Source organism: Bacillus sp. 0909A, assembly GCF_036765115.1.
GTDB lineage: Bacteria > Bacillota > Bacilli > Bacillales > Bacillaceae > Bacillus > Bacillus mojavensis.
In genome coordinates, this window is record NZ_JBAIZU010000005.1 from 24,046 (window position 1) to 48,924 (window position 24,879).

General features: G+C 41.7%; 21 protein-coding genes and 4 pseudogenes. 6 read left to right on the forward strand and 19 right to left on the reverse strand.

Features of this window, described 5'->3' with window-relative positions:
• Positions 1 to 18 precede the first annotated feature (18 nt).
• Positions 19 to 2,676, reverse strand: a complete 2,658-nt coding sequence (locus V6D42_RS16495; RefSeq protein WP_333513958.1) for an MMPL family transporter — start codon at positions 2,674 to 2,676, stop codon at positions 19 to 21.
• Positions 2,673 to 3,131, reverse strand: a complete 459-nt coding sequence (locus tag V6D42_RS16500) for a MarR family transcriptional regulator (protein WP_326193077.1) — start codon at positions 3,129 to 3,131, stop codon at positions 2,673 to 2,675. Before V6D42_RS16500 ends, V6D42_RS16495 begins: the two co-directional genes overlap by 4 nt.
• Positions 3,132 to 3,297: 166 nt before the next feature.
• Here V6D42_RS16500 and dinB point away from each other — a divergent pair, with 166 nt between their 5' ends.
• From dinB to abc-f, 3 genes are all read left to right on the forward strand, one after another.
• Complete coding sequence (gene dinB / locus V6D42_RS16505) at positions 3,298 to 3,807, forward strand: damage-inducible protein DinB (RefSeq protein ID WP_333513959.1); 510 nt, start codon at positions 3,298 to 3,300, stop codon at positions 3,805 to 3,807.
• A 188-nt stretch (positions 3,808 to 3,995) separates the two neighbouring features.
• Complete coding sequence (locus V6D42_RS16510) at positions 3,996 to 5,372, forward strand: amino acid permease (RefSeq protein ID WP_333513960.1); 1,377 nt, start codon at positions 3,996 to 3,998, stop codon at positions 5,370 to 5,372.
• 335 nt (positions 5,373 to 5,707) lie between these two features.
• The gene (gene abc-f, locus V6D42_RS16515) at positions 5,708 to 7,342 is read left to right on the forward strand and encodes a ribosomal protection-like ABC-F family protein (RefSeq protein WP_333513961.1); all 1,635 of its coding nucleotides are present in this window, start codon (positions 5,708 to 5,710) and stop codon (positions 7,340 to 7,342) included.
• Between the two features lie 40 nt (positions 7,343 to 7,382).
• Here abc-f and V6D42_RS16520 read toward each other — a convergent pair.
• The 5 genes and pseudogenes from V6D42_RS16520 to V6D42_RS16540 all read right to left on the reverse strand — a co-directional run bounded on the left by V6D42_RS16520 (position 7,383) and on the right by V6D42_RS16540 (position 12,370).
• A pseudogene (locus V6D42_RS16520) lies at positions 7,383 to 7,945 on the reverse strand (TetR/AcrR family transcriptional regulator).
• A 34-nt stretch (positions 7,946 to 7,979) separates the two neighbouring features.
• Positions 7,980 to 8,801, reverse strand: a complete 822-nt coding sequence (locus V6D42_RS16525) for a sugar phosphate isomerase/epimerase family protein (RefSeq protein ID WP_333513962.1) — start codon at positions 8,799 to 8,801, stop codon at positions 7,980 to 7,982.
• A 15-nt stretch (positions 8,802 to 8,816) separates the two neighbouring features.
• Positions 8,817 to 10,160: a sugar porter family MFS transporter gene (locus V6D42_RS16530; protein WP_333513963.1), complete on the reverse strand. Its 1,344-nt coding sequence runs from the start codon at positions 10,158 to 10,160 to the stop codon at positions 8,817 to 8,819.
• 86 nt (positions 10,161 to 10,246) lie between these two features.
• Positions 10,247 to 11,251 carry a LacI family DNA-binding transcriptional regulator gene (locus V6D42_RS16535; RefSeq protein WP_333513964.1) on the reverse strand — a complete coding sequence of 335 codons (1,005 nt, stop codon included), beginning with the start codon at positions 11,249 to 11,251 and terminating at the stop codon, positions 10,247 to 10,249.
• Positions 11,252 to 11,344: 93 nt separating this feature from the next.
• A complete protein-coding gene (locus tag V6D42_RS16540; protein ID WP_333513965.1) occupies positions 11,345 to 12,370 on the reverse strand; it encodes a Gfo/Idh/MocA family oxidoreductase in 1,026 nt (341 codons plus the stop codon).
• Positions 12,371 to 12,723: 353 nt separating this feature from the next.
• Here V6D42_RS16540 and V6D42_RS16545 point away from each other — a divergent pair.
• Positions 12,724 to 13,038, forward strand: a pseudogene (locus V6D42_RS16545) (HIT domain-containing protein).
• 14 nt (positions 13,039 to 13,052) lie between these two features.
• On the opposite strand, the gene V6D42_RS16550 reads toward V6D42_RS16545, so the two are convergent.
• The 7 genes and pseudogenes from V6D42_RS16550 to V6D42_RS20370 all read right to left on the reverse strand — a co-directional run.
• Complete coding sequence (locus V6D42_RS16550; protein ID WP_333513966.1) at positions 13,053 to 13,526, reverse strand: GNAT family N-acetyltransferase; 474 nt, start codon at positions 13,524 to 13,526, stop codon at positions 13,053 to 13,055.
• A 69-nt stretch (positions 13,527 to 13,595) separates the two neighbouring features.
• Positions 13,596 to 13,826: a hypothetical protein gene (locus V6D42_RS16555; RefSeq protein ID WP_333514099.1), complete on the reverse strand. Its 231-nt coding sequence runs from the start codon at positions 13,824 to 13,826 to the stop codon at positions 13,596 to 13,598.
• Between the two features lie 306 nt (positions 13,827 to 14,132).
• Positions 14,133 to 14,471, reverse strand: coding sequence for a thioredoxin family protein (locus tag V6D42_RS16560; protein WP_010333167.1), 339 nt, complete (start codon positions 14,469 to 14,471; stop codon positions 14,133 to 14,135).
• Between the two features lie 180 nt (positions 14,472 to 14,651).
• The gene (locus V6D42_RS16565; protein ID WP_268454944.1) at positions 14,652 to 15,041 is read right to left on the reverse strand and encodes a DoxX family protein; all 390 of its coding nucleotides are present in this window, start codon (positions 15,039 to 15,041) and stop codon (positions 14,652 to 14,654) included.
• 126 nt (positions 15,042 to 15,167) lie between these two features.
• Complete coding sequence (locus V6D42_RS16570; protein WP_333513967.1) at positions 15,168 to 16,112, reverse strand: ring-cleaving dioxygenase; 945 nt, start codon at positions 16,110 to 16,112, stop codon at positions 15,168 to 15,170.
• A gap of 26 nt (positions 16,113 to 16,138) precedes the next feature.
• On the reverse strand, positions 16,139 to 16,759 hold the full coding sequence (locus V6D42_RS16575) for a nitroreductase family protein (protein WP_333513968.1): 621 nt from the start codon (positions 16,757 to 16,759) through the stop codon (positions 16,139 to 16,141).
• Between the two features lie 303 nt (positions 16,760 to 17,062).
• Positions 17,063 to 17,246 (reverse strand): annotated as a pseudogene (locus V6D42_RS20370) (PLP-dependent aminotransferase family protein); the annotation flags it as partial.
• Here V6D42_RS20370 and V6D42_RS16580 point away from each other — a divergent pair.
• Positions 17,242 to 17,358, forward strand: a pseudogene (locus V6D42_RS16580) (MBL fold metallo-hydrolase); the annotation flags it as partial. The pseudogenes V6D42_RS20370 and V6D42_RS16580 overlap by 5 nt on opposite strands.
• 44 nt (positions 17,359 to 17,402) lie before the next feature.
• On the opposite strand, the gene V6D42_RS16585 reads toward V6D42_RS16580, so the two are convergent.
• Both V6D42_RS16585 and V6D42_RS16590 read right to left on the reverse strand, forming a co-directional pair.
• A complete protein-coding gene (locus V6D42_RS16585) occupies positions 17,403 to 18,176 on the reverse strand; it encodes a GNAT family N-acetyltransferase (protein WP_333513969.1) in 774 nt (257 codons plus the stop codon).
• Between the two features lie 209 nt (positions 18,177 to 18,385).
• Entirely contained in the window at positions 18,386 to 19,777 is a 1,392-nt protein-coding gene (locus V6D42_RS16590; protein WP_333513970.1) for an aminotransferase-like domain-containing protein, read from the reverse strand.
• A gap of 132 nt (positions 19,778 to 19,909) precedes the next feature.
• Between V6D42_RS16590 and V6D42_RS16595 the strand changes: the two genes are divergently transcribed.
• Positions 19,910 to 20,809, forward strand: a complete 900-nt coding sequence (locus V6D42_RS16595) for a DMT family transporter (protein WP_333513971.1) — start codon at positions 19,910 to 19,912, stop codon at positions 20,807 to 20,809.
• Positions 20,810 to 21,026: 217 nt separating this feature from the next.
• Here the strand turns inward: V6D42_RS16595 and V6D42_RS16600 are convergent, their stop codons facing one another.
• From V6D42_RS16600 to V6D42_RS16610, 3 genes are all read right to left on the reverse strand, one after another.
• Positions 21,027 to 21,452: a MaoC family dehydratase gene (locus tag V6D42_RS16600; protein ID WP_326332639.1), complete on the reverse strand. Its 426-nt coding sequence runs from the start codon at positions 21,450 to 21,452 to the stop codon at positions 21,027 to 21,029.
• A gap of 400 nt (positions 21,453 to 21,852) precedes the next feature.
• Complete coding sequence (gene manA, locus V6D42_RS16605) at positions 21,853 to 22,800, reverse strand: mannose-6-phosphate isomerase, class I (protein WP_333513972.1); 948 nt, start codon at positions 22,798 to 22,800, stop codon at positions 21,853 to 21,855.
• A 15-nt stretch (positions 22,801 to 22,815) separates the two neighbouring features.
• A complete protein-coding gene (locus tag V6D42_RS16610) occupies positions 22,816 to 24,756 on the reverse strand; it encodes a PTS fructose transporter subunit IIABC (protein WP_333513973.1) in 1,941 nt (646 codons plus the stop codon).
• Positions 24,757 to 24,879: the final 123 nt, after the last annotated feature.

Sequence of the window (24,879 nt, forward strand, 5' to 3'; positions counted from 1 at the left end):
TGTCATCACTCTTTTTTTCTATTCTATATTTTTCTTTCTGCCAAACGGCCACCAGTTTCCTTCTCCAAATGTCACAATGATTGCCGGCATCAAGAGCGGAAGAATGACAAGGCCGTAAAGCAGCAGCCCAATAATGATGACACTTGCCACCTGCATCAGCGTATTGACGCCTGATGGCATCATCGCCGCGAATGTACCGGCCAAAATAATAGCCGCGGTGATGATGACAGAGCCCATTTTGCTCATTGACCTGATGACACCTTGATGAATGCCAAGATGCACCTCTTCCTTAAATCGGTCCAGCAAGAAGATTGAATAATCTACGCCTAACGCGATCAATATGACAAAACTGAAGAATGGTACTGCCCAGCTGACGCCGGCGTTACCTAAGCCGTTTACAAAAATTAATTCTGTTATGGATATCGACGTATAATACGTCAGCAGCAGTGACGCGATCATATATATCGGCATGATCATAGAGCGGAACAAAATCGTTAACACAATAAACAGACCAATAATCATGATCACCATTGTTCTGGAGAAGTCCGTTGTGGAAAGCTCTTTTAAGTCAGCATTTACACTCGTGACCCCGCCATATACGATCTGTGCATCCTCGAGCGGAGTGCCGTCCACTTCGTTTGCTACAGCTTTTTTGATTTGGTTTATTGTTGTAATAGCTTGTTCTGAATAAGGATTAGAGTCCAAGACGACGCTTAATTTCACGCCTTTGCCGTCTTCAAAGGAATATTGGTCGATTGACTTCTTAAAGTCTTTATCCTTCATGACTTGATCAGGAATGAATATCCCTGTATCCCTTACGGTTGAGCTTTTGCTCATGTCCTCTAACATGTCACTGGAAGCTGTCATGCCGTCAGAGATTTTCGTCAGGCCATCATTTGCACTCTTCACGCCCCCTGCAAGCTTCTTCAGGCTTTCTATCAGTGTTCCAGCTTGCGCCTGCTGGCCTGAGATCTGCTGGTTCGCTTGTTCAAGTCCGGTTTGCATCTGTCCAAGCTGTCCGCTGATTGCCGTAAGCTGCTGCACGGTCTGTGCAGTAGTGCCGGTTTGGGAAATCTGTTTACTTACGAGCTGCAGCTGCTGATTGATTTTGCCCAATCCGTCTGCCGCATCGCCCAGTGAACCGCCGGAGCTGCTATTTGGGTTTGAGCCAGTTTGACCCGCCATTTGATTCAACCCGTTTTCGATATCAGTTAAACCACTTTGGACATCGGCAATTCCTTTTACCGTCTTATCCAGTCCGTCTGAAACTGAGCCTAGCTGTTTATCAATATATAAATCTTTGATTTTTTCACCAGTCGGCTGCGTGATGGTCAAGACAGAGTCAACATGCTCGACTTTCTCAATCGCTTTGCTGATATTTCCGAGATAAGGGATTGTATCAGCTGTTGTGAGATCTTTGTCTCCTTTTATGACAACATTGATCGGGAACGCTTTCCCTTCACCAAATCCACCCTTGATGGCCTCGAGAGCTTTTACTGATTTATAATCACTGCTGATTTCCGCAGTCGAATCGAAGGAAATCTGGTCATCATAGGTCAAAATAAACGGAAGCGTGATAAACACCGTAATGGCAATAAACAGAAACGGACGCATAACGGAATGTCTGCCGAGAAACGCCCATAATTTGTTGTCACTGTGCGACAGCACTTTCTTAGAAGGCCAGAATAATTTTTCACCCAGCGTTACCATAAATAATGGCAGCAGTGTATAGAGGATGATCATTAAGATCCCTACACCGACTGCGACCCCTACTGCGGATTGGAAAATCGCAAACTTCGCAAATCCTAAGGCGGAAAATCCGACCAATACCGCAAATCCGCTGATAAATAAGGTTTTTCCTCCCGTACGGTAAGCGATAAGCGCCGCTTCTTTCTTGTCATGCCCGTTTGCTAACTCTTCACGGAATCGGGTAAGAAGCAGAATGCAGTAATCTGTTCCGATACCGAACAGGATGGCAACTAAGAAGGTTTGCGTAAACGTCGAGATCGGAAAATCTACATTGTATACAAGGATGCCCAGTATAGATTGACTGATCAGATAAGAGAAACCGACAACTACAATCGGGATAAAAGGCGTCACAACAGATCGGAACACGATCAGCAGTAAACCGATGATCAGGCAGACTGTGATCACTTCCGTTTTCTTAAGCCCTTCTTCTGAGCTGTGAGCGAAATCCTGATTGATGAGAGAGGCTCCCGTAATATATGCAGTCAAATCATTAGGAACGATTTTATAGATGTCATCCGCAATTTTTTCCGCTTTTTTATCAGAACCTGTAATCGTGACAGGAATGAGAATGGTTTTCTTGTCTTTTGAAATCAATTGGTCTTTAACTTCTTTTTCTGCTGTTAGAGGAGACGTTACTTCTTCTACACCGTCGATCTTTTTGACTTTATCAATCATTGTCTCGAGCTGATCCTCTGTTTCTTTCTTCAGAGCGTGGTCTAATGTAAAGACGATACTGAGCGAATTATTGTCTTCGCCCGCTTGTTTTAAAATGGCATTTGCTCTTTCTGAAACAGCATCAGCAGGAAGCTGGGCCTGCCCCTTTTGATTGGCCAGTTCCGTTAAGTTCGGAGAAAACAAACTCAATACGACGGTAAGTGCTAATATAACTGCTGCAATGGCCCACTTGAATCTGATGATTGCTCTCATTCTGCAGAATCTCCTCCTTTAAATTTGCTTTTTAGAATGGTGAATATCTCTATGATAGAATTTAAGTGTTTCTCATCTATATCATCGATCAGTTCTTTGAGAGCATTAAAAATGGCTGAATCTAATTCTTCCAGTATGGTTTCACCGCTGGCTGTGATGTTAATAAGCTTAGAGCGCTTATCACTTTTTGCCGGACAGTCATCCCATTCAACCAATCCCTTATCGAGCAGCTTTTTCAGCCTGTTCGAAATCGCGCTTTTATGTACATTTTGATACATGGCTAGGCTGCCGGGAGAGGTTGGGCCCTTGACTTTTAAAATTTTTAACAGGTCTGCCTGCTCCCTTGAGATATTCTTGAAGACATCCTGATTGATTTCATGATGCACAAACTCTGTCCCTTCAAGTAATACTTCTACAAACAGGTTTATCGCCTGACATAGCTTTTGTTCATTCAACATCTGCCCCTCCTTACTATAGTTTACCCCTATAAACTTTATGATCAATGTCAATTAGTTTATTCCCCTAAACTATGTCTGTCAACATATTTTATTCATGAACACCTTACCAAGAACACTTGTTCGTGTATAATAGACGTTATAAACGCGAAAGGGGAAAATTAACATGTCAGATTTTTCATTAAAATTGTATGAATATAACGTCTGGGCCAATCAGCAAATCTTCAACCGATTAAAAGAGCTTCCACAAGATGTGTACCGACAAGAAATGCAAAGCGTGTTTCCGTCGATATCCCATGTGCTGTCTCATGTTTATCTTTCTGATCTCGGCTGGATTGAAGTGTTTTCCGGCCAAAGCATGACTGATGCTTTGGCATTAGCTGAACAACTTAAAGAACAGACAGAGGCAAAAGAAATGGAGGAAATGGAAGACTTGTTTCTGACATTATCCGAGCGCTATACATTATTTTTACAGCAAAAAGAGCAGCTCAATAAGCCTCTCCAGATTATAAATCCCTCAGGCGGAATCATGAAAACGACTGTTTCTGAGCTGGTTCCCCACGTTGTTAATCACGGGACATACCACCGCGGCAACATAACAGCGATGCTGCGTCAGATAGGGTACGCATCTGCTCCGACTGATTATGGGCTTTATCTGTATATGAAAAAAGCATAAAATGGCGTAAACAAAAGCGGCTCCCACAATTGAGCCGCTTTTTTCGTATCATGTGATGAATCGATAAACCTTAAAATTTCCTTCCATATTTCCTGTATAGTAAAAAAGATAGAAATTTTAATGTTATAATAATCATTAAAAATATATTGCTGACTCAATAAACAATTTTTAATGGAGGAACTCACAAAGTGACAGACGACATGACGAAAGACAATATAAATCAGCAAAAATTGGAAAGAGGCCTAAAAAACAGGCACATCCAGCTCATCGCCATCGGCGGGGCCATTGGAACGGGCTTATTTCTCGGCTCAGGAAAATCCATTCATTTTGCCGGACCGTCGATTCTATTTGCTTACATGATCACAGGGATCATTTGCTTTTTAATTATGAGATCTCTGGGTGAACTGCTGCTATCGAATTTGAACTATCACTCTTTTGTTGATTTTGTACAAGACTATTTAGGCGATATGGCAGCCTTTATCACTGGCTGGACTTATTGGTTCTGCTGGATTTCGATTGCAATGGCTGATCTGACAGCCGTCGGGCTCTACACTCAATATTGGCTCCCGGGTGTGCCGCAATGGGTGCCCGGCTTAATCGCTCTGATGATTTTACTGATTATGAACTTAGCAACCGTCAAGCTTTTTGGAGAATTAGAATTTTGGTTTGCTTTAATTAAAGTCATTGCGATTTTGGCGCTGATCGTCATTGGCCTTGTCATGATCTTTAAAGGTTTTTCCACAAGCTCAGGCGTCTCCAGTTTCACAAATCTCTGGAGCCACGGAGGTATGTTTCCAAATGGCATGCACGGGTTTATCCTATCGTTCCAGATGGTTGTATTTGCTTTTGTCGGCATTGAGCTGGTCGGACTGACAGCCGGTGAAACAGAAAACCCTGAAAAAGTCATCCCTAAGGCAATCAACAATATCCCTGTCCGGGTGCTGCTTTTCTATATCGGTGCTCTTCTCGTGATTATGAGCATCTATCCATGGGAGGTCATCAACCCTAGCGAAAGCCCATTCGTACAGGTCTTTGTTGCAGTCGGCATCGTCGGTGCGGCAAGCATTATCAACTTTGTTGTATTAACGTCAGCTGCCTCAGCCTGCAACAGTGCTGTATTTAGTACAAGCCGCATGGTCTATTCACTGGCGAAAGATAAGAATGCGCCGGAATCAATGGCAAAACTGACACCGCGCAAGGTACCGAGAAATGCATTGTTCTTTTCAGCTATTGTGATTTTAATCGGTGTTACGTTAAACTACATCATGCCGGAAGGCGTATTCACCTTGATCACAAGTATATCCACCGTATGCTTTATCTATATTTGGGGAATTACTGTTATCTGCCATATGAAATACCGTAAAACAAGACCTGAATTGGCGAAAGCAAACAAATTTAAGCTGCCGCTTTATCCATTTACGAATTACTTAATTCTGGCGTTCTTGGCGTTTGTCCTTGTTGTGCTGGCATTAGCACAGGATACTCGGGTTTCTTTATTTGTTACACCAGTTTGGTTTATTTTGCTGATTGTGATTTATAAAGTAAGAAAATTAAAGCAGCAATAACCCTTTTACAGCTCTTGCCCTCAGAAATGAGAGCAGGAGCTTTTTTGATGAAAATAAATGACAAATGACCTTTGCTTTTGAATTTGAAGTTATGATATAGTGTGTGTAATTAAAACAAGAAGGGATGATGGGTGGACAATGATTAACTAATCTTATTTTTGCCGTTTGAAATCAATATTTCAAATCAGAAAAAATAGGATTAGTCTGCCCATTTTCTATATATACGACATTGCTATTTATGAATAAATAGCTTATTTGATCATGCAACGGCGCGGCTAATCCTTCCAAAACATTTGGGAGGATTTTTTTGTTCTCCCTTAAAGCGAGGGATATAGATGAAAGAACAATTAAAACTTACAAACGTCAGCTATGAAGTGAAGGATCTTACCATTTTTAATCACATACATGCAAGCGTTCAACAAGGCGATATCATTGGGATTATCGGTAAAAATGGAGCTGGAAAATCGACACTGCTTCACCTGATCAACAAGGACTTAACTCCGTCACAGGGACAAATCCAATGGATGCAGCACGGCTTAAAAACGGTGCTGGTTGAACAGGAGACTGAATCGTTTTCCTTTGAGAATCAGACACCTGCCGAAGTGAAACTGCTGGAGAAATGGCGCGTGCCATCCCGTGATTTCAGCAAGTTAAGCGGCGGAGAAAAACTGAAAGCACGGCTGGCAAGAGGACTATCAGAGGATGCAGACCTGTTCCTGTTAGATGAACCGACAAACCATCTTGATGACATAAGCTTGCAATTCCTCATTCAACAGCTGAAAAACGTTAGCGGCACTGTCATTCTCGTTTCGCACGATCGGTATTTCTTAGATGAAGTTGCCACGAAAATATGGTCAATCGAGGGCCACAGGCTGACTGAATACAAAGGGAATTACTCTGGTTACATGAAGTTCCGGAAAGAGAAAAGACTGGCACAGCAGCGTGAATATGAAAAACAGCAGAAAATGATTGAACGGATTGAAGCACAAATGACAGAACTCACTTCATGGTCGAAAAAAGCCCACGCACAATCGACGAAAAAGGAAGGGTTTAAAGAATACCATCGTGTAAAAGCAAAGCGCACAGATGCCCAAATCAAATCGAAACAAAAGCGTCTTGAAAAGGAACTCGAAAAAACAAAGGCTGAACCTGTCGATCCGGAATATACTGTTCGTTTTTCAATTGAGACAGCTCATAAAACAGGAAAACGGTTTTTGGAGGTTCAAAACCTGACGAAGTCATTTGGCGAAAAGATACTGTTTCAAAACGCCCGCTTTACGATTCAGTACGGAGAAAAGGTTGCCATTACAGGCCCAAACGGCAGCGGAAAAACAACCTTATTGAAAGTCATTCTTGGACAGGAAACGGCAGAGGGAAAGGTATGGATATCACCATCTGCAAAAATCGGTTATTTAACACAGGAAGTATTTGATTTGCCTTTAGAACAAACACCGGAGGAGTTATTTTATCAAGACACGTTCAAGGCGAGAGGAAACGTGCAGAATATCATGACGCAATTGGGATTTACAGCTTCTCAATGGACAGAACCAATTCAACATATGAGTATGGGTGAGCGTGTAAAGTGCAAGCTGATGGCATATATCTTAGAGGAAAAAGACGTGCTGATAGTAGATGAACCGACCAATCACCTCGACCTGCCGTCACGCGAACAGCTGGAAGAAACACTGTCACAATACAGCGGCACACTGATTGTGGTATCACACGATCGTTATTTTCTTGAGAAAACAACGAACAGTAAACTCGTTCTTTCAGACAATGGCATCGAAAAGCAATTGAGTGGCGTTCCATCAGAAAGAAATGACCGGGAAGAGCTTCGTTTAAAGCTAGAGACAGAAAGACAAGAAGTGCTGGGAAAGCTCAGTTTTATGACGCCAAATGATAAAGGGTACAAAGAGCTTGACCAGGCATTCAATGAGCTTACGAAACGTATGAAAGAGCTGGATCAATAGCGTGTAGGGGATACCAAGGGCTGTTCGCCCTTGGTATTTTTCAAGCTTTCGCCTTTAGCCCTCGCCAAAAAATATCGAAGGAAATCTCTAAAGACCGCTCAAATGATTGTTTATTCTCGTAAACCAGCTGAATGTTCAGCCCGTCAAAAAGAGTGATGAAAGCTACCGCACACTTCTCGGGCGGACAGGTGATGCCCGATTCTTTAAAAACAAGTGCAACCCGGCTTTTCAAAGCATGCAGAAACATCAGGTACTGGGCTGAAATAAAATCACTTACTTCAGCAGGAGCCTTAAACGACATCGCCTGCAAAAAGGCTACATTAAGTATAGCATGAAAGCGCATCTGTGTTTCTTTTAAAAAATCATATATAAGATTCTTGGCTGGCATATGCTTTCGTGATTCAAAAAAATCATTGATAAACGCTACTTCTTCTTCAACAATCTCGGGGTACACTTCCATCAGCAGATCCTTTTTTGACGAGAAATGGTAGGACAGAGATTGTTTCCGAATTCCTAATTCTTTTGCAATATGGCCATTTTGACTCCCTCGTAGCCAAGTTCATTAAGTCGTTTCAGGCGAGGAGCTCCATAGAATATTGACAATTAAAAAAGAACAACAACTGTTGTCCTTTTTTCTTTATATTTTCAAACCTTCCCATGACCTTAATGTCTCTAGAGATGACTTAAAGTACCCCGTCACCACTTCCAGATAGTGATTTCCTTTTACCGGAGTAAAAGGATCAGGACCGGCTGCCACCATCTCCATAATAATCGGGCCTTTATAACCGATAGAATGGAGTGCTTCGATTTGCTCTTTGAGATTGGCATGGCCGTTTCCGATGGCCTGGCGATTTGAATCAGCCACGTGATAGACTCCGAGTTTCTGCCCTGTCAATTCAATGGCCTTCACAGGATCAGCCTCTTCTATGTTCATATGATACGCATCGAGAAGAACATCGAGATTGGAACTGCCGACATCACGTATGAATTGTAAAGCTTCTTCGCCAGTGACCACTTGATGATTTTCGTACCGGTTCAATACTTCGAATACCACCTGAATTTGTAATTCCTCCGCTCTAGCCATAATCTTTTTAGAGCTTTTGACCAATAAACTCCAATCCCTCTCATCATCACCGCTCCCTCTCACTTTGCCGACATCGCCGTGAAGACAGATACGGGGAGCGCCTAAATCCACAGCCCAGTCCAGTAAGTCCAAGAAATATTGTACAGCCTTTGACCGAACCTCTTCATTCGTGCTTGAAATATCCACATTCCTTGGCGTTACCGACAAAACCTTTATACGATGAGCAGCCAGTGTTTCGGCAAGGTCTTTTGGATTCAGAGAAATATCCCCCTCGACCTCAACTCCGTCTACTCCGATTTCTGCAGCCAGCCGGCATTTTTGTTCAAAGGGAATGCTGCCGAAAGTCCATAAGCATAACCCATATTCTCTTCCCATATTGAAATCCCCCTTTTAGAAAGATGAAGCTGTATTCTTTGACATGATTTCTCCTTCAATCTGTTCCAATGATTTGCCTTTTGTCTCCGGCACAAATTTATAGACAAAGAGAAAGGCAAGGGCGCCAATGGCACCGTACATGAGAAATAATATACCTGTACCAATCAGATCTAAAAGCAGCGGGAAGGACAGCGACACCGCAATATTTGCCAGCCACAGACAGGTACTTGCGATTCCCAATGCCGTCCCCCTGATGTGTAACGGGAAAATTTCAGCCAGCACAACCCAAACGACCATTCCCCAGCTCGCTGAATACGCTACCATAAACAAGCATAAGCAGGATAATAGCAGCCACCCGGGGGCATGAAAGAAAAGCGTACTGACACCCAAAATACCAAGTGCCACAGACATTCCGACATTGCCAATCAGCATAAGATTTCTTCGGCCTATCATATCAATCAGCAGCAAGCCGAGGATCGTAAATAAGACATTGATAATGCCGATGCCAATGGTCCCTGCAATGGCACTGGAAGCACCGAACCCCGCATTTTCTAAGATGGTCGGTGTATAATAAATAATCGTATTTGTGCCTATCACTTGCTGAAAGATGGCGACTCCAATACCGATAAATAGGATCGGCCTGATTGCCGGCGATAATAATATTGATATTGAAACACGCTCTTCCGTCTTGATCTCTTTCATACTGCGAATCTCAGCATCGATTGTTTTCGGGTCTCTCGTCAGAAGCAAAATATGGCGTGCTTCATCCTCACTTCTTTTCTGCAACATCCATCGCGGACTTTCAGGCATAAAAAACATGCCGGCCATGAGAATGAGGGAGGGAATCACTGCTAATAGGAGCATCAGATCCCACCTGCCAGAAGATGAGAAAACAAAGTTCACAATATAAGCCATGAGAATCCCGAAAGAATTCATCAATGTATTCAAGGAAGCGATTCTGCCTCTGATCGCGGCAGGTGCCATTTCTGACAAATACAAAGGAACAATTGCCGAAGCTCCTCCAACCGCTATGCCCAGTTCTATTCTGAATAGTAATAATATTCCGATATTATGAGCCAAACCTGTTCCAATGGCTCCAATTGTAAAAAGCACACCCAGCCAGATGATGGTTTTTTTCCTGCCATAACGATCGGAAAATCTTCCGCAAAAGGCTGCGCCAACTAAAGCGCCAATCAGCACTCCACTGACAACTAATCCTTCTAAAAATGGAGTCAGCTCCATGTCTTCCCTTATAAACAGCAGAGCGCCTGATATTACACCTGTATCGTATCCGAATAGCAAACCTCCTAATGCCCCGAAAAAGTAAATAAGACTGATATAGGCCTTTTTGGATGTCATCAAGAAACCTCCAACTTATTGTATTTGATGTTTAAGCAAGGGAGATTCCTCCATTTTTAGAGAAAGATCTCCCAATGCCAAAAGGGTTATAACAGTGAGGCCGTTGAATTCCGCATGATTAATGAAGGAGACAGCATCACCCGCTGTACCGCTTTCTTTTGCTTTGAATGAGCCATGCCGTCTATCAGCAGTTCAATTGCCTTTTCTCCCATTTCTTCAGTCGGCTGTGCGATTGTCGTTAACTGAGGATCACTGATCTTTGCCAAGATGCTGTTATCAAACCCAACCAGTGAAAGAGATGAAGGAATAGAAATGTGAAGCTGCCTTGCAGCCTGCAAAACCCCTAAACCAAGCAACTCAGTCGTCACAAAGACAGCCGTCGGCCTATGTTTCTGATGAAGCAGCTTTAAACTGATGTCTTTACTGGCTGACAAGTCATACGGACAGTCCAGAACGGCTGATTCAGCGATTTGGATTCCTGAGACCTGCAGTCCTTCTTTAAAGCCGATGACACGATTTTTAATTGATGTATTGTTAATCTTTTCTGCTATGACCGCTATATTTGTATGCCCTAATTGGGCTAAATGGACGGCTGCCTCATATCCCCCTTTAAAATCATCCGCCACTACAGTGTCTACAGGCAGATGCGGTATATCTCTCGATAGCATGACAACAGGCATGTCGCTTTCAATCAGTTCACGTATCGCCTGACTGTTCTTGAGACCCGTCGCCACAATAATGCCGTCTACATGTTTTTGCTTCAGCATGGTGATATATTCTTCTTCTCTCAGCGAATTGTTGTCCGTACTGCATATGATGACACTAAAGTCCTTTTTACGGCCGCTGTCCTCAACTGCTCTGGCCAGCTCGGCCATAAATGGATTAGCGATGTCAGGAATGAGCAGCCCGATGGTCTTCATCATTTTTCTCGTTGAAGTCACAACACTTGGCTGATATTGAAGTTCCTCAATCACTTTCCAAATTCTTTTTTTCGTTTTTTCACTTATATTGCCTGTATGATTAAGAACCTTTGAAACCGTAGAGATTGAAACGTTTGCTTCCTTCGCAACATCATAAATGGTTGTTTTCATTAAGAAGGCCACCTTTATAAAATAGATCCTCTCTAGTATAAACGAATGCCGACAGGAATTTCTTTTTAAAAAGGCGCTTCTTCTATGAAAACCTCAAACCGTTTGCGGCACTCCGTCTTTTAATGTGACAGGCTGCTTTGTTATGCAAGATTCTATACAAGCAGCGGCAATGGCAAGTGCTGCACGCGCATCTTCACCTGTTACTGAGGTTGGATTATTATTACGAACGGCATCAACAAAGGATTGCAATTCATCAACATAAGCATCAAATAATAAATCCTGGTCGTAGCGAATCGTGTTGTAGCTGACTCCGTCTTTGTTATACCTTGTCATGTTTGTATGGCGGATATCTCCGATGGTCAGCATGCCTTCAGATCCAAACACTTCTCCGCGGACATCATATCCATAAACGGCTTGGAAGTTCGCTTCCGCAGTTGCGATTGCTCCGTTATCAAATTTGATCGTGACAACTGCAGTATCCAAAAATCCTTTGTCTTTAAAATCGGGTCTGACTAATGCATCAGCAACGGCATAGACTTCAATCGGCTTTGCATTTGGATTGAGGTAGAGTAACGTATCAAAGTCATGAATCAGCGTCTCTAAGAAGATCGTCCATTGAGGAATTGGTGTCGGATCACCGAGTGCCGGGTCTCTTGTGATGGAACGCATTAACTGGGGCGTGCCGATTTTTCCTGCGCGAATTTCCTCATACGCACTGCGAAAGCCTTTAGCGAAACGTCTGTTAAAACCGATCTGAAGCGGAACTGACTCTTCATTCACTACCCTGATGACTTCATCCGCTTCTTCCAGCGTGACAGCCATCGGTTTCTCACAAAATATTCCTTTCCCCTTCTTTGCCGCTGCAATAATGTTTGCGGCATGCGTCCTTGCCGGCGAGGCAATAATGACCGCATCAATATCCGGGTGCTCCAGCATGTCTAACGGATCTGTAAACGCTTTAATATTTGAGCCGATCTTTTTTGCAAATGCTTCTGCATTACCCAGAACCGGATCTGCAACCGCATACAAATCTGCCCCTTTCACACGGAACGCAATACTTTCTCCATGAAAAGCTCCCATCCGTCCCGCACCTAATAGCCCAACCTGTACATTTCCCATGATTACCACTCCCATTCTGCGAAAATAAGGAAAGTCTTTCTCTGTATATCATTCGATAATAAAAGTAAACCTTAAATAAATTTATAATATTAATTTAAAAGTAGGGAAAGTCTTTCCTAATTGTTTTCAATTGTAACCCCTTACATTTTACGGGTCAATCTTTTTTTGCTGTTTTTAAAGCAGATCTCTACTTTAGCCGTCGATCAAGCCTGCGATAATTCATGTTCAGGGGGCAAAAAAATATCAAGGGTATGCGGCCCTTGATCATTCAAATGGAATCCCACAAAAGAAGGGAGGTGATGAAGAAATGCAGAAGATTATTAAATGAAACAAAAAAAGTGAGGATGGATCATATGACTGAAGACTTTTACTGTGATGAGGTTTTTAGCGGCAAAACGAAAGTGAATAAGGCAATAGAGACAGATAACGTATTGGCATACTATCATACAAAGCCTTTTTATCCAGTCCATATTGTGGCTGTCCCTAAGAAACATATCTCCCCACTGATCACCCTGGAAGAGCATGACCATGGTTTGCTTCTTCAATGAATGGGAGTCATTCAAAAGGTCGCTTCAATGGTAACGGAAGAAAAAGGCGCATGCCGTGTGATCACCAAATTAGGAGCTTACCAGGACTCTAAACATCTACATTGGCATATTGTCGCTTAAGTAAGCGTCTGGAGTCAGCACAGCTGTTTCCGCATACGTATATTGGTCATGGCATAGCCCATCTTCTGATAGAGATAGACGGCTGTCTCGTTGTGCGCAAACACATGAAGCGCAAGTCTTTCCGCGCCAATCTCTCTTGCTCTTTCATCCAGCGTTTGAAGCGCCAATTGAGCCAGCCCTTTTCCGCGATAGGCTTCATATAATCCAAAGGAATAAATAAACGCTTCCTTTTGTGGATGGAGCGGATCAGCATACAGCCAGAGCCAGCCTATCCTTTCCCCTTGTTCATTTGTAATGTTCCAAAAGTTGTGATTGCTGCTGTTTCGTCCATCCGGAATCATTTTCTCATATGCTTGCTCCGCTTTCTCAATCGCCTCTTTATCTGTCCAAGTTCCCGACGCTATGTTTTGTTTCGCATAATTTTGCACGGACATCCCGCGAAATGCTTTAAACTCTTCCACAGACATATCTTCCAAAGTTAACGCCATCCTGTATTCCTCCTTATAAAAAAAGTCCAGCCAATGCCGGACACTCACTGCGTACAAATGAAAAGCTCTTCAATAACCCGTTTTAAGCTTCTGCTCTCTATCATTCGATAAGAGAAAAAGATTTCCTGCAAACCAGCATAAAAGACTGTAGGGATATAAGAGAAAAAAATGCATCATCTCTAAAAATGCAATGGCCCTGCCGCGGCGAAAAGTTTTTGGTCCATGATGATGTGAATCGCCTCTGCCCTTGTGACGATCCCCACGATGATGCCCTTCTTTCTTAACATCTTTGCTCTTCATAAATAAAGCCCTTTCCTACATTATTTGAATATTACTATTTCTAAAAAATCAAAAAGGATGCTACACCTTGTAACACCCTTTCTTGCTTCACTTATTGGTTTGTTTAGAAATGATTTTGCTGGAGTTTGATGTGATGTTTCTATGCAAGCCCAATGATATTCTACTAGATGACGGCTGAAGATATGATGAAATGAGGAAATCATTTATATCCCCCTGATTGATCCTCATGTATGATACAGAACATCTTGATTCATTTGCTCCAGCCCCATTTCAGAGAGCTCCTTTTCATTTGGAAAGCGTAAAGCTTTATTCATCTTCATATAACCGATAAACCCTTTTCAGCCTTTCTTCGAGCTGTTCAAAATGAACAAAACGAGCTTCTCTCAGAAACTCAGTCCCATCGATAAACAAAAGAAGCACAGGGACGGTGAAGACCGAAAATCGGCCGGCGACCTCTTCTACATCATCAGCATTGATATGCCCCAATGTGATGTTTGGAAACTGATCTAATAATATTCTGAGCTGCGGCAGAACAGCATGACATACTGTACAGCCGGGTCTTGATATATAGATAAAGCTGAATTGATGCTGCTTAATAAAATGCTCTATAGCATCTAATGAATGTAATTCTGTCATCTCTTTCATCCATTTACTCCTTCAAATTGGTCTGTCTTTCATGACCAAGCTCATCGATACGTATTATTCACTATACACATTTATATTAATGATATCCGCTTTTTTGCTTTTACCTGCAAGCTTGCACGAAAATGGAAAAAACAAAGAACAGTTACCGCTTGCCAGTAACTGTTCTTACATACTTTCGTATTAAAAATGCAAAGCGTAAGCCCCTGAACCGATGAGTGCAACCCCGATGGAGACTGCAATCAGCACCACGTTATACTCAAAACCGCCCGCACCATTTGCAAATCCTTTCGCTCCATGGACTTTTACGATGGCACCTAACATAATGATCGTTATGATAGCAGCTCCAAGCGGGAGGAATACACCTAAAATAAATAAAATTCCGCTTACTAATTCCCCAAGACCTGATAAAGCGGCCGCGGCGTTACCTGGTTTAACCCCAATTGATTCGAACCATTGTCCGGTTCCTTTAATTCCGTATCCGCCAAACCAGCCGAATAATTTTTGTGATCCATAAAACAGAAACACCACACCAATCATAATACGAATAAGCAATAGTCCTGCATCTTCCATTTTTATCTCTCCTTATTTTTGATGTAACATGATGTGCTGAAAGGCAGCACGTCATGTTACTTACCTCCAGTAACTTCCAGCGGTCATCTATTGAATATATGTCTCTTTATTTCTCTTCGTGCGTTATTACAATCCGTCTAACTCTCTCACTTCAAACGGCAGCAGCCCTTGTTCAATTTGTGTTCGATGCGGTTCATACTGCACAGGGAGCATCAACCTTCCACCCATTGTTTCTGGTGATTCATCATGAGCAAAGCCCGGCGGATCAGTTGCGATTTCAAACAGGATTTCCCCATGTTCTCTGAAGTAAACCGCATTAAAATAATTTCTATCCTGAACAGGAGTCACACCGTATCCGTGAGAAGCAATATATCTTTGCCAATCTAATTGATCTTCGTCATCGCTAGCACGCCAAGCGATGTGATGCACCGTGCCGATTCCCATTTGTCCGCGGCCAATAGGCGTTAATTTAAGGTCAATCACATTTCCGATATCACCGGCAGAACGAAAACGAACGAGGTCACCTTCCTTGCCGACTTGTTCCAGTCCCATGATATTTTCTAATAGCTCAGCGGTTTTATCAGGCTGTGCTGATAACAGGGTTGCACCGCCAAAGCCTTTAATGGCAACATCAGGTGTTATATCTCCAAACGTCCACGTATTGGCTTCTCCTTCTTCTCTTTCCACGATTTCTAAGTGCAGACCGTGCGGATCATCAAATTCTACATATTGTTCTCCAAAACGCTCGATTTTGGTGTATGGAACGTTGAACTTTTCAAGTCTCTTTTCCCAAAAAGCCATAGCTCCCTTCGGCACGACATAAGAAGTCACGCCAACTTGACCGTCCCCAATGATGCCTTTGCGGGCTCCTGTCCACGGAAAGAAGGTGATGATTGTTCCCGGCTTCCCGCCTTCATTTCCAAAATAAAGATGATACGTACCTGGATCATCAAAATTGACAGTTTGCTTGACCAATCGAAGCCCCAGGACTCCTGCGTAAAAATCTGCGTTCTCTTGAGGGTGACCGACAATTGCTGTAATATGATGTATTCCCATCGTTGTTTTAGCCATTTTTACCCGCTCCTTTACATGTTCATTTAGATATACTCAACAAACTCATTTACAGGTTTCCGGTAACCGCGCGGCCTTCTGCTCTCTGTTTTTTCTTTCCCAATTGTAATCATCATGACAACCTCAAATTGATCATCTATATTCAAAATCCGTTTCACGGCTTCAGCATCAAAGCCGATCATAGGGCAGGTGTCCCAGCCCTTTTCCTTAGCACTCAGCATAAACATCATTGCAGAAAGTGAAGCATTCCTTATCGCCTCATCCCTCTTAAATTGTTCTCCCTTGCTTTCATAAAATGAAACGGTGTCTTGAACCATGTGGTCATACTCTTGCTTATTTAGCACCCCCAACACCTTTAATCCTTCATAGATGTCAGCCGCTTGCTGATATGCCTGCTTATCTCCTAATACCAAAAGAATCGCAGATGAGCTAAACACTTTATATTGTCCGTTTGCGGCCTGTTTCAGCTTTTCTTTTACACCCGGGTCTAGAACCGTCACATATTTTGTATGCTGTAAATTAAAAGCCGATGGAGCCAATGCAACCCATTCAAACATCTCATTAAGTTCTTCTTTCGTGATTGGATGATCCGATAGGAAGTTGCTTGCAGATCTTCTTTCTTGGACTAGCTGTGAAAATTCAGCCATTTACGCCACTCCTCTTTTATCTCGAATTCGAGATATTATTTTAAAAAAAATCACATTAGAAGGATTGAGATTCTATATACAAGCAGGTTTACGCTTGGTCATGGCTATTTACCTTGAATTAAAATATCTTGAATATGAGATAATAATAGAATATGGATGTTCAAATGTCAACAGTTTTTAAAAAATAGTGGAATTTTCCACTGAAGCAGATGTTAATTGGTGTGCCATCACCGCTTGTTTCATAAGAACCTATATGTTTGGTGTGTGATCTTTTAGCCCGGCTCCAACTTTTTTTCTTTCACCTTACTTCCTTGCCAATTCTTTAATCATCAAACCAATTCATAAATCCCCTTTTGAAGGTCTTCAAGCAATGCATAAGCATATGATAAGCGAACATAATCCCCTTTTTCCTGAGCATAGATACTGCCGAGATTGAGAAGAATCCCTTTTGATAAAGCTTTTTATAAAGGGATTTCATTGATATGGAGACTGTCAACCATTGGGCATTATCTAAAGAAGAATTAAAAAGCTTTATTCATGAAAAAGGCATGTCATCTCATGTACTGGTACCGGATGATGGCGAATCATATTCATTTTAAAACAGCTTGGTGCTCAAGAAAAGACCCTTCCTAAGAAGGGTTTTTTAACCTGATTTTTTAAAAAAGATGGAGTATTTGGTCGATATCTCAAATCCAAGTTTTTTTGCTAAATGAATAGATGACTTGTTGCTGACATCACAATCCCAGCTAGGGGTCACGCCTTTTTCGAGACAATCATTTATAAAGGCACTCCCAGCAATATAAGCGAACCCCATCCCTCTATATTCTTCGCTTGTATAGATATCCATTTCCGCATGATCGCCGCCTAGAAATATGGAAGTGCACTCACTGACAACATGATTGTCATACAAAACAGCGAATCCAAATCCGTTTTTTAAAAAATTCGAGACTGAACCCCAATACTCCTCATAATAAGCTTTTTGAAATTCAGTGCTGGTTGGGATGATATCTTCATTTATTCTTTTTAATGTAAATCCCTTTGGAAGCTGAAAAGCCTTTTTGGCAGAAATTTGTTGAGAAAACGCATATCGCATCATTTGGTTCAATTCATCATGCAGTACAGTTTTTACAACACTGTCCCATGAACGATTGGGAGAAAACAGAGTGAATCTTTTTTTGGATTCTGCTCTCTTATTGTATAAATCAACGATATATTCATTGACATTTTGATTCCTTTCATCCCCTGCAACATAATAAATTCCTGAGCTGGTTCCTATCAGAAACGATTGATCATCTTCATAAACAACTCCTGGAATGGTTTGTTCTAATATTGAATAAACAAATGTCGGACAACATGTTTCTTTATGATGGATCAATCTTTTGACATCACTATATTGTTCTTTTTTTACCTCCTGCAAACTGTATCCCTCCTATCACTTTCTCTCTTTTATTTTATCAATAAAAGAATTCCCCTCTTTTAAGAGACACTTCTGTTTTTTAGAACAGCCAGTAAAGATGAGGAGATACCTACTCCTCTACATATTCATCTTACATTTCTAAGAACGCATAAAAATAAAAAACATACCAACATTGCTTGATAGATAGGTTCTCAACATTGAATGCATATTTATTTACTTGCCAGTTCCTTAATGATCAAACTTAATTCATAAATTCCCTTTTGGAGATCTTCAAGGGATGCATAAGCGTATGACAAGCGAATATAATTGCCTTTTTCCTGAGCATAGATACTGCCAAGATTGAGAAGAATCCCTTTTGTTAAGGCTTTTTTATTTGGAATAGTCCAAACAGCTGCATTCTTCATATTGGTTTCTAAAGCGCTCGTAACAAATTGCCTTCTTATCTTTAATTGATGTCTCACACGTTCTAAATGTCGCTGATATTGGCCAGATGTAAACCATTCGGCCGCAACTCTTTGAGATAACGAACTGGATCCGTAATCTGTCTGCATTTTAATGTCAGATAAACGTTCAATCACTGGTTCTGGTCCGACTATCCATCCAATCCTTAAGCCGGGGCTTAGCGTTTTCGATAAACTTCCTACATATAGCACATGCCCGTTTTTATCTATTGTTTTAATAGGATATGGCGGGTTTTCATCTATCCACAGCTCACGATATATGTCATCTTCAATAATGGGAAGCTGTGTTTTTTCGCTTGCTGTAAGGATTTCTTTCCGCCGCTCTTCTGACATTAAGATACCAGTCGGATTTTGAAAACAAGGGTTTGTATATAATATGGCTCTCCCCCGTTCTCCCTTTGTCATATGAATATGGTTTGGCAAAAGCCCCTCTTTATCCATAGGAAGTCCAGTCAGATTCATTCCGGCTGATTGAAATACATGTAATGAATAAAGATAAGATGGCTGATCAAGAAAAACAGTTGATCCTCTTTGTAAAAGCCCCATTGATATAAGCTGTAAGGCTTGCAGTGCTCCTGAAACAATAAGAATGGATGATGGAGAAGCTTGAATTCCGATTGTTTTTAAATAAACACTCAATGCCTCTCTTAAGGGTAAGTATCCTTTTGGTTCCTCATATCCGAACGCCTCTATATTTTGAGATACCTTGCCCATAATCTCTTTCATAGCAGACAAAGGAAAAATCTCATTTGAAAGTTCTCCTTTGCTGAGCTGTATAAGATCAGCATTTGATTCTGATTTATTGATCTCCTGAACAATTCTTCGGCTTGGCTGCTGGATTCCCGAAGTTACATATTTCTCCCAATTAGGTGCAGAATTCTTAGCCAACAGTGTCCAAGTATTGTTGATGACAACTGTCCCTTTACCCATTCTGCCTTCAATCAACCCATCTGCCATCAATTCCTCTAACGCTGTGATAACCGTGCTTCGATTTACATGAAAGTCTTTTGCAAGCGTTCGCTGACTAGGAATCTTACTTCCAATCGGCCACTCTCCATTTCCTATTTTCTCTTTTATATAGTCAATAATTTGTAAGTACTTAGGAAGCTTTCTATTCGTTTTTTCTTCTGTAAAGCTCATCAAAAGCAGTCTCCTTCTACTAAGTGGTTGGGTCATAAATTGCGTAACTGGTTGAAGTCATTTTATCAAATCTCTATTAGTATATAACACACTAAATCACTGGTTGGTTTTTGTAGAGAAGGAGTGAAGATCATGAAAAAGAAAACGGTTCAACTGATTATATCTTACAGTCTTATGATTGGTTTGTGGGCATCAGCTTTTCCTGGAATTCGTGTAGGTTTGGAATACTATACACCAGAACACCTTGCTTTATTTCGTTTGTTAATCGGATCTATGGCGTTGTTACTTTTTGCTGTGCTGACTAAAATGCGCTTACCTGACATGAAAGATGTCCCTGTCATCTTATTATTAGGGTTTTTAGGTTTTGCACTATATCATCTTTTGCTTAATATCGGTGAAAAGACAGTTAGTGCCGGGATTGCAAGCTTACTCGTAACCACAGCACCAATCTTTTCTGCGGTGTTATCTCGACTGTTTTTTGGTGAACATTTTGGTTTTTCTAAATGGATTGGCTCTATCATTAGTTTATTGGGTGTATCATTTATTTCATTTGGGGCAGGAGATCATACGCATTCAATGAAAGGGATTTTGCTTATCCTGCTGGCAGCTTTTGCAGAGAGTATTTATTTCGTTTTTCAAGCCCGCTATATAAAAAAGTATGGATTTATTCCATTTGTAACGTTCACAATTTGGGGTGCAGTCATACCAATGCTTGTTTTTCTTCCAGGTTTATGGGGAGAGTTTATACTCGCCTCAATGAACTCCACATTGTCTATCGTTTACTTAGGTTTATTTCCGACGGTCATTCCATACTTTGCGCTTGCATATGTCACTTCAATCGTCGGTCCTTCTGAAGCAACGATTTCACTCTATGTAACGCCTGCTTTGACACTGGTGATTTCCTGGGTGTGGATAGGCGAAATGCCTGCATTTATCTCACTGCTAGGCGGAATAGTTACTGTCGGCGGAGTGTGTTTCACCTACATAAAAGGAAGCAAAATGAAGGTGGTAAAGGAGAGTAGTAAGTTCTAATTTTCTTTTCTGTCAAACCGCCAATTCTCTTTGCTTTACTGCCTTGATGCAAGGTATCTACTCTGCTTCCTGTCATTGCAGGAATGACAGGTTCCATAAAAAAATGCATGAATAAAAAAACATACCAATATGATTTGGTATGTTTCTTTCTAAGATGAGCCTTTAACATTGATATCCATATCAAATTAATGATGAAAAGCCTTTAATGTTCCATTAGTCACTGCTTAATCAATACTGATAACTCACCTTCAAATACTTTCTCTTCTTTATGATTATAAGTAAATATCAATACAGTAAGTATTCCCGTTCCACTTTTCTTTGGTTTCTTATCTACCACTTCAACAACTGAATGCAATTCATCGTCTGGATACACGGGTTTTATGAATTTAATATGATTCATCTCTGTTCCAGCGATAATATCGTCGCCATAGTAACCCTCTTCAATCCACAGCTTAAAAGAAATGGCTAACGTTTGTATCCCAGAAGCGATGATACCATTAAATCTGCCTTGATTCGCTTTTTCCTCATCTACATGCATATATTGAGGGTCAAATTCTTCCGCAAACCTCATTACATTTTCTTTTGTTACCCTAAAAGACTTTGTATGAAATACTTGTCCAATCGCAAATTCATCAAACCTCATAAATACACCTCTTATCAAAATATTCCTTCAACAACTAACGCTTTAAAAATACTTTATCATATTTCATGTAGATCATCCTTTACATTCTTTCCTATAAAACTTGTCAGATCAAAAGTTGGGTTTCGGGAAAGACACATTTGAAATAGCCAACGTGACATACCCAAAGATGATTTTGCGCATGAAATAAAAAAACCTGCGTTTATAATAGGATAGCTTTTTTTTTTACAAACAAATCAATCAGAAACACATTTCGTCTTCTCTTTTGCTCAAATAAGATTGAAGCGTGAAAAAAGATACCAGTGGTATCTTTTTATATTTAACTATTCATTTAGCTCAAAGAGATATCACTATGGATGGTTTGTTCTTTATATCAAAAATGAAACTGGTATAAAGTTTTATTTTACAGATGAGATACGATACACTCCGCATCCCCTGCGAGTTTGAATTCCCCAAACCTGTAAGGCAGCAACATATGATCTCCTTTTTTAAAGTCATATGTATGCTCGCCGGAGATTATCCGGCCTTCTCCTTCGAGGACGCTGACAAGAAGGAATGATTTTTGCTGTTTTAAACTTGCTGATCCTGTTAAATCCCACTTTTCCACTGAAAAATAAGGGCACTCAATCAATACGGCTCTGTGCAAATCATCTGTTTGTTCATATTGAACCGTTTGCTGATCCGGTTCAAATGGTACGTCTATCACATCTATGCTCTTTTCCAAATGGAGCTCGCGCAAATTGCCTTCTGTATCTTTTCGGCCATAATCATATAATCTGTAGGTAGTATCGGAATTCTGCTGCGTCTCTAAAATGAGAATGCCTTTCCCAATCGCATGAACGGTGCCGCTTGGCACATAGAAGAAATCCCCCGGTTTTACCTTTACGCGTCGCAGGAGCTCGTCCCATTTTCCAACTTCTATCATCGAGATCAGTTCTTCCTTTGTTTTTGCGTTGTGGCCATAAACGATTTCTGCATCTTCTTGGCAGTCTATGATATACCAGCATTCCGTTTTTCCGAGCTCCCCTTTTTCACGCATTTTTGCATACTCATCTTTCGGATGCACCTGAACGGATAAGTCTTGATTGGCATCCAGTATTTTTGTGAGAAGAGGGAAACGGTCCCCCTTCAGATGTCCGAATAAATGCCGATGATGGTCCCATAATTCGCTGAGCGTAAGCCCCTTGTATATCCCGTTTTGAACAATGCTTTGTCCATTTTGATGTGCTGCAAAAGCCCAGCATTCCGCCGTTCGTTCTGACGGAATGTCATAGCCGAAAGCAGCCAAAGCGGTGCCGCCCCAAATCTTTTCTTTGAAAACAGGCTTGAAAAATAGCGGTTCAGCCATCATGAAAATCCCCCCCCTTTATATGATTTCATCCAGGAGTTTGTATGCTTCTTCTTTTGTCTGCACAGAGAGCAGCCTTTCTCTATAGCTGTCATCCATCAGTTTTCGAGATAGCATTTGCAACAGTTTCAGATGCTGGTTCCCTCCGCTATCTTTCGGTACAGCGATCATAAAGATTAACTTTGCTTTTGATCCATCAAGACTGTTCCAGTCAATGCCTGATTGTTTGATTCCGAATGCTACACTAGGCTTCTTGACCGCATCAGACTTCCCGTGCGGAATCGCGATATTCATGCCAATCGCCGTTGTCCCCTCTTGTTCGCGATTCATGATCGCTTGTTTAAAACCGCTCTCTGAATGCAGCATACCTGTTCGGGACAATTTTTGAATCATTTCATCAATAATGTCATCTCTGGTTTCGCCTGATAAAGTTGGTTCAATCAGATCTATACTCATAATGTCTGTCAGCTTGTGAATATCCGTCTTCTCCATCTGTCTGCTTTCCGCTTCATTGTGCTGTTGCGGAACGTCATTCGCTGCTGCAGCTTCACTCAGCCCGGCGGGTGAAGAAACCGGAATATCTTTTTTTAGTACATTAACTAAAAGAGCGGTGGTAAGAGATCCGGCAATCACTGCAATAAAAAACATCAATACATGATCAACGGCGCCTAGTACTGCAACTATGGGCCCGCCGTGTGCTACTCTGTCTCCGACATTGCCGATCATAGCGATCACAGAACCAGTCATAGAACCTGCCATAATCCCCGGAATAACGCGAAGCGGATCCTGTGCCGCGAATGGAATGGCTCCTTCAGTGATGCCGAAAAGCCCCATTGTAAATGATGCTTTTCCCATTTCTCTTTCCGACTCCTGAAATTTTCTTTTTCCAAAAAACGTTGCAATCCCTAGGCCGATCGGCGGTATACAAATGGCGACGGCAATCGGTCCCATAATTTCATAGTTTCCTTCTCCGATCATGGCCGATCCAAACAGGAATGCCACCTTGTTTACGGGGCCTCCCATATCAAATGAAATCATTGCGCCTAAAATCAATGCCAGCAGGATGGAGCTCGAACCTTTCATACCCGCCAGCCATACCGTTAAAGATTCAAAAATTTGGGCTACAGGTGCACCGATCAAAAACACAAACGCCAAACCTACAATTAGTGAAGCGAACACTGGAATGATAATAATCGGCATAATCGGCTGAATCGCCTTTGGAACCTTCAATTTTTTGATCCAAAGGGCAGCATACCCCGCCAAAAACCCGGCGATGATGCCGCCGAGAAAACCGGCGCCGCTTGCACTGCCGTAAAAGCTTCCCGTCGCTGCAATGTATCCGCCGATCATGCCTGGTACAAGCCCAGGCTTATCAGCGATGCTGTACGCGATATATCCGGCCAAAATCGGGATCATGAATGAGAATGAGGCACTTCCGATCTGTTCAATCGTTTTCCAAAAAGATTCATCCGGAATGACTAAGCCTTTCGGTGTTTTCTCACCTCCAAGCGTCAATGCAACCGCTATCAATAATCCTCCGACGACGATGAATGGAACCATAAAGGAAACACCGTTCATTAAATGACGGTAAATCGGATTTTGTTTTTTCTCCTGTTGATTGCCGGCTTCCGATTTTGAAGCTGAACGGTAGACCGGCACATCGCTGCTAAGTGCTTTTTGAATTAATTCTTCCGGTTTGCGGATACCATCCTGAACCCCGACAGACAACAGCTTTTTTCCTATAAACCGGTCTTTGTTTACCGAGCGGTCTGCAGCGATAATGATCGCGTCTGCTTCACGAATCTCCTCTCCGGTCAGCTCATTTTCCACCCCGATTCCGCCTTGGGTCTCGACTTTCATTTGGACGCCTAATCTGTCGGCAGCTTTTTGCAGATTTTCAGCCGCCATATATGTATGGGCAATTCCATTCGGACATGATGTAATCGCTAACAGTTTCATACGAGTCCTCCTTTAAAGTATGAATCATAAGGCCTGTAACAACTGTATATCAAAATCATGCTTGTAAAAGCGCTGTTTTTTACCGTTAATTCCGGAAAAACTAGCATTTTTCCATATGCAAAA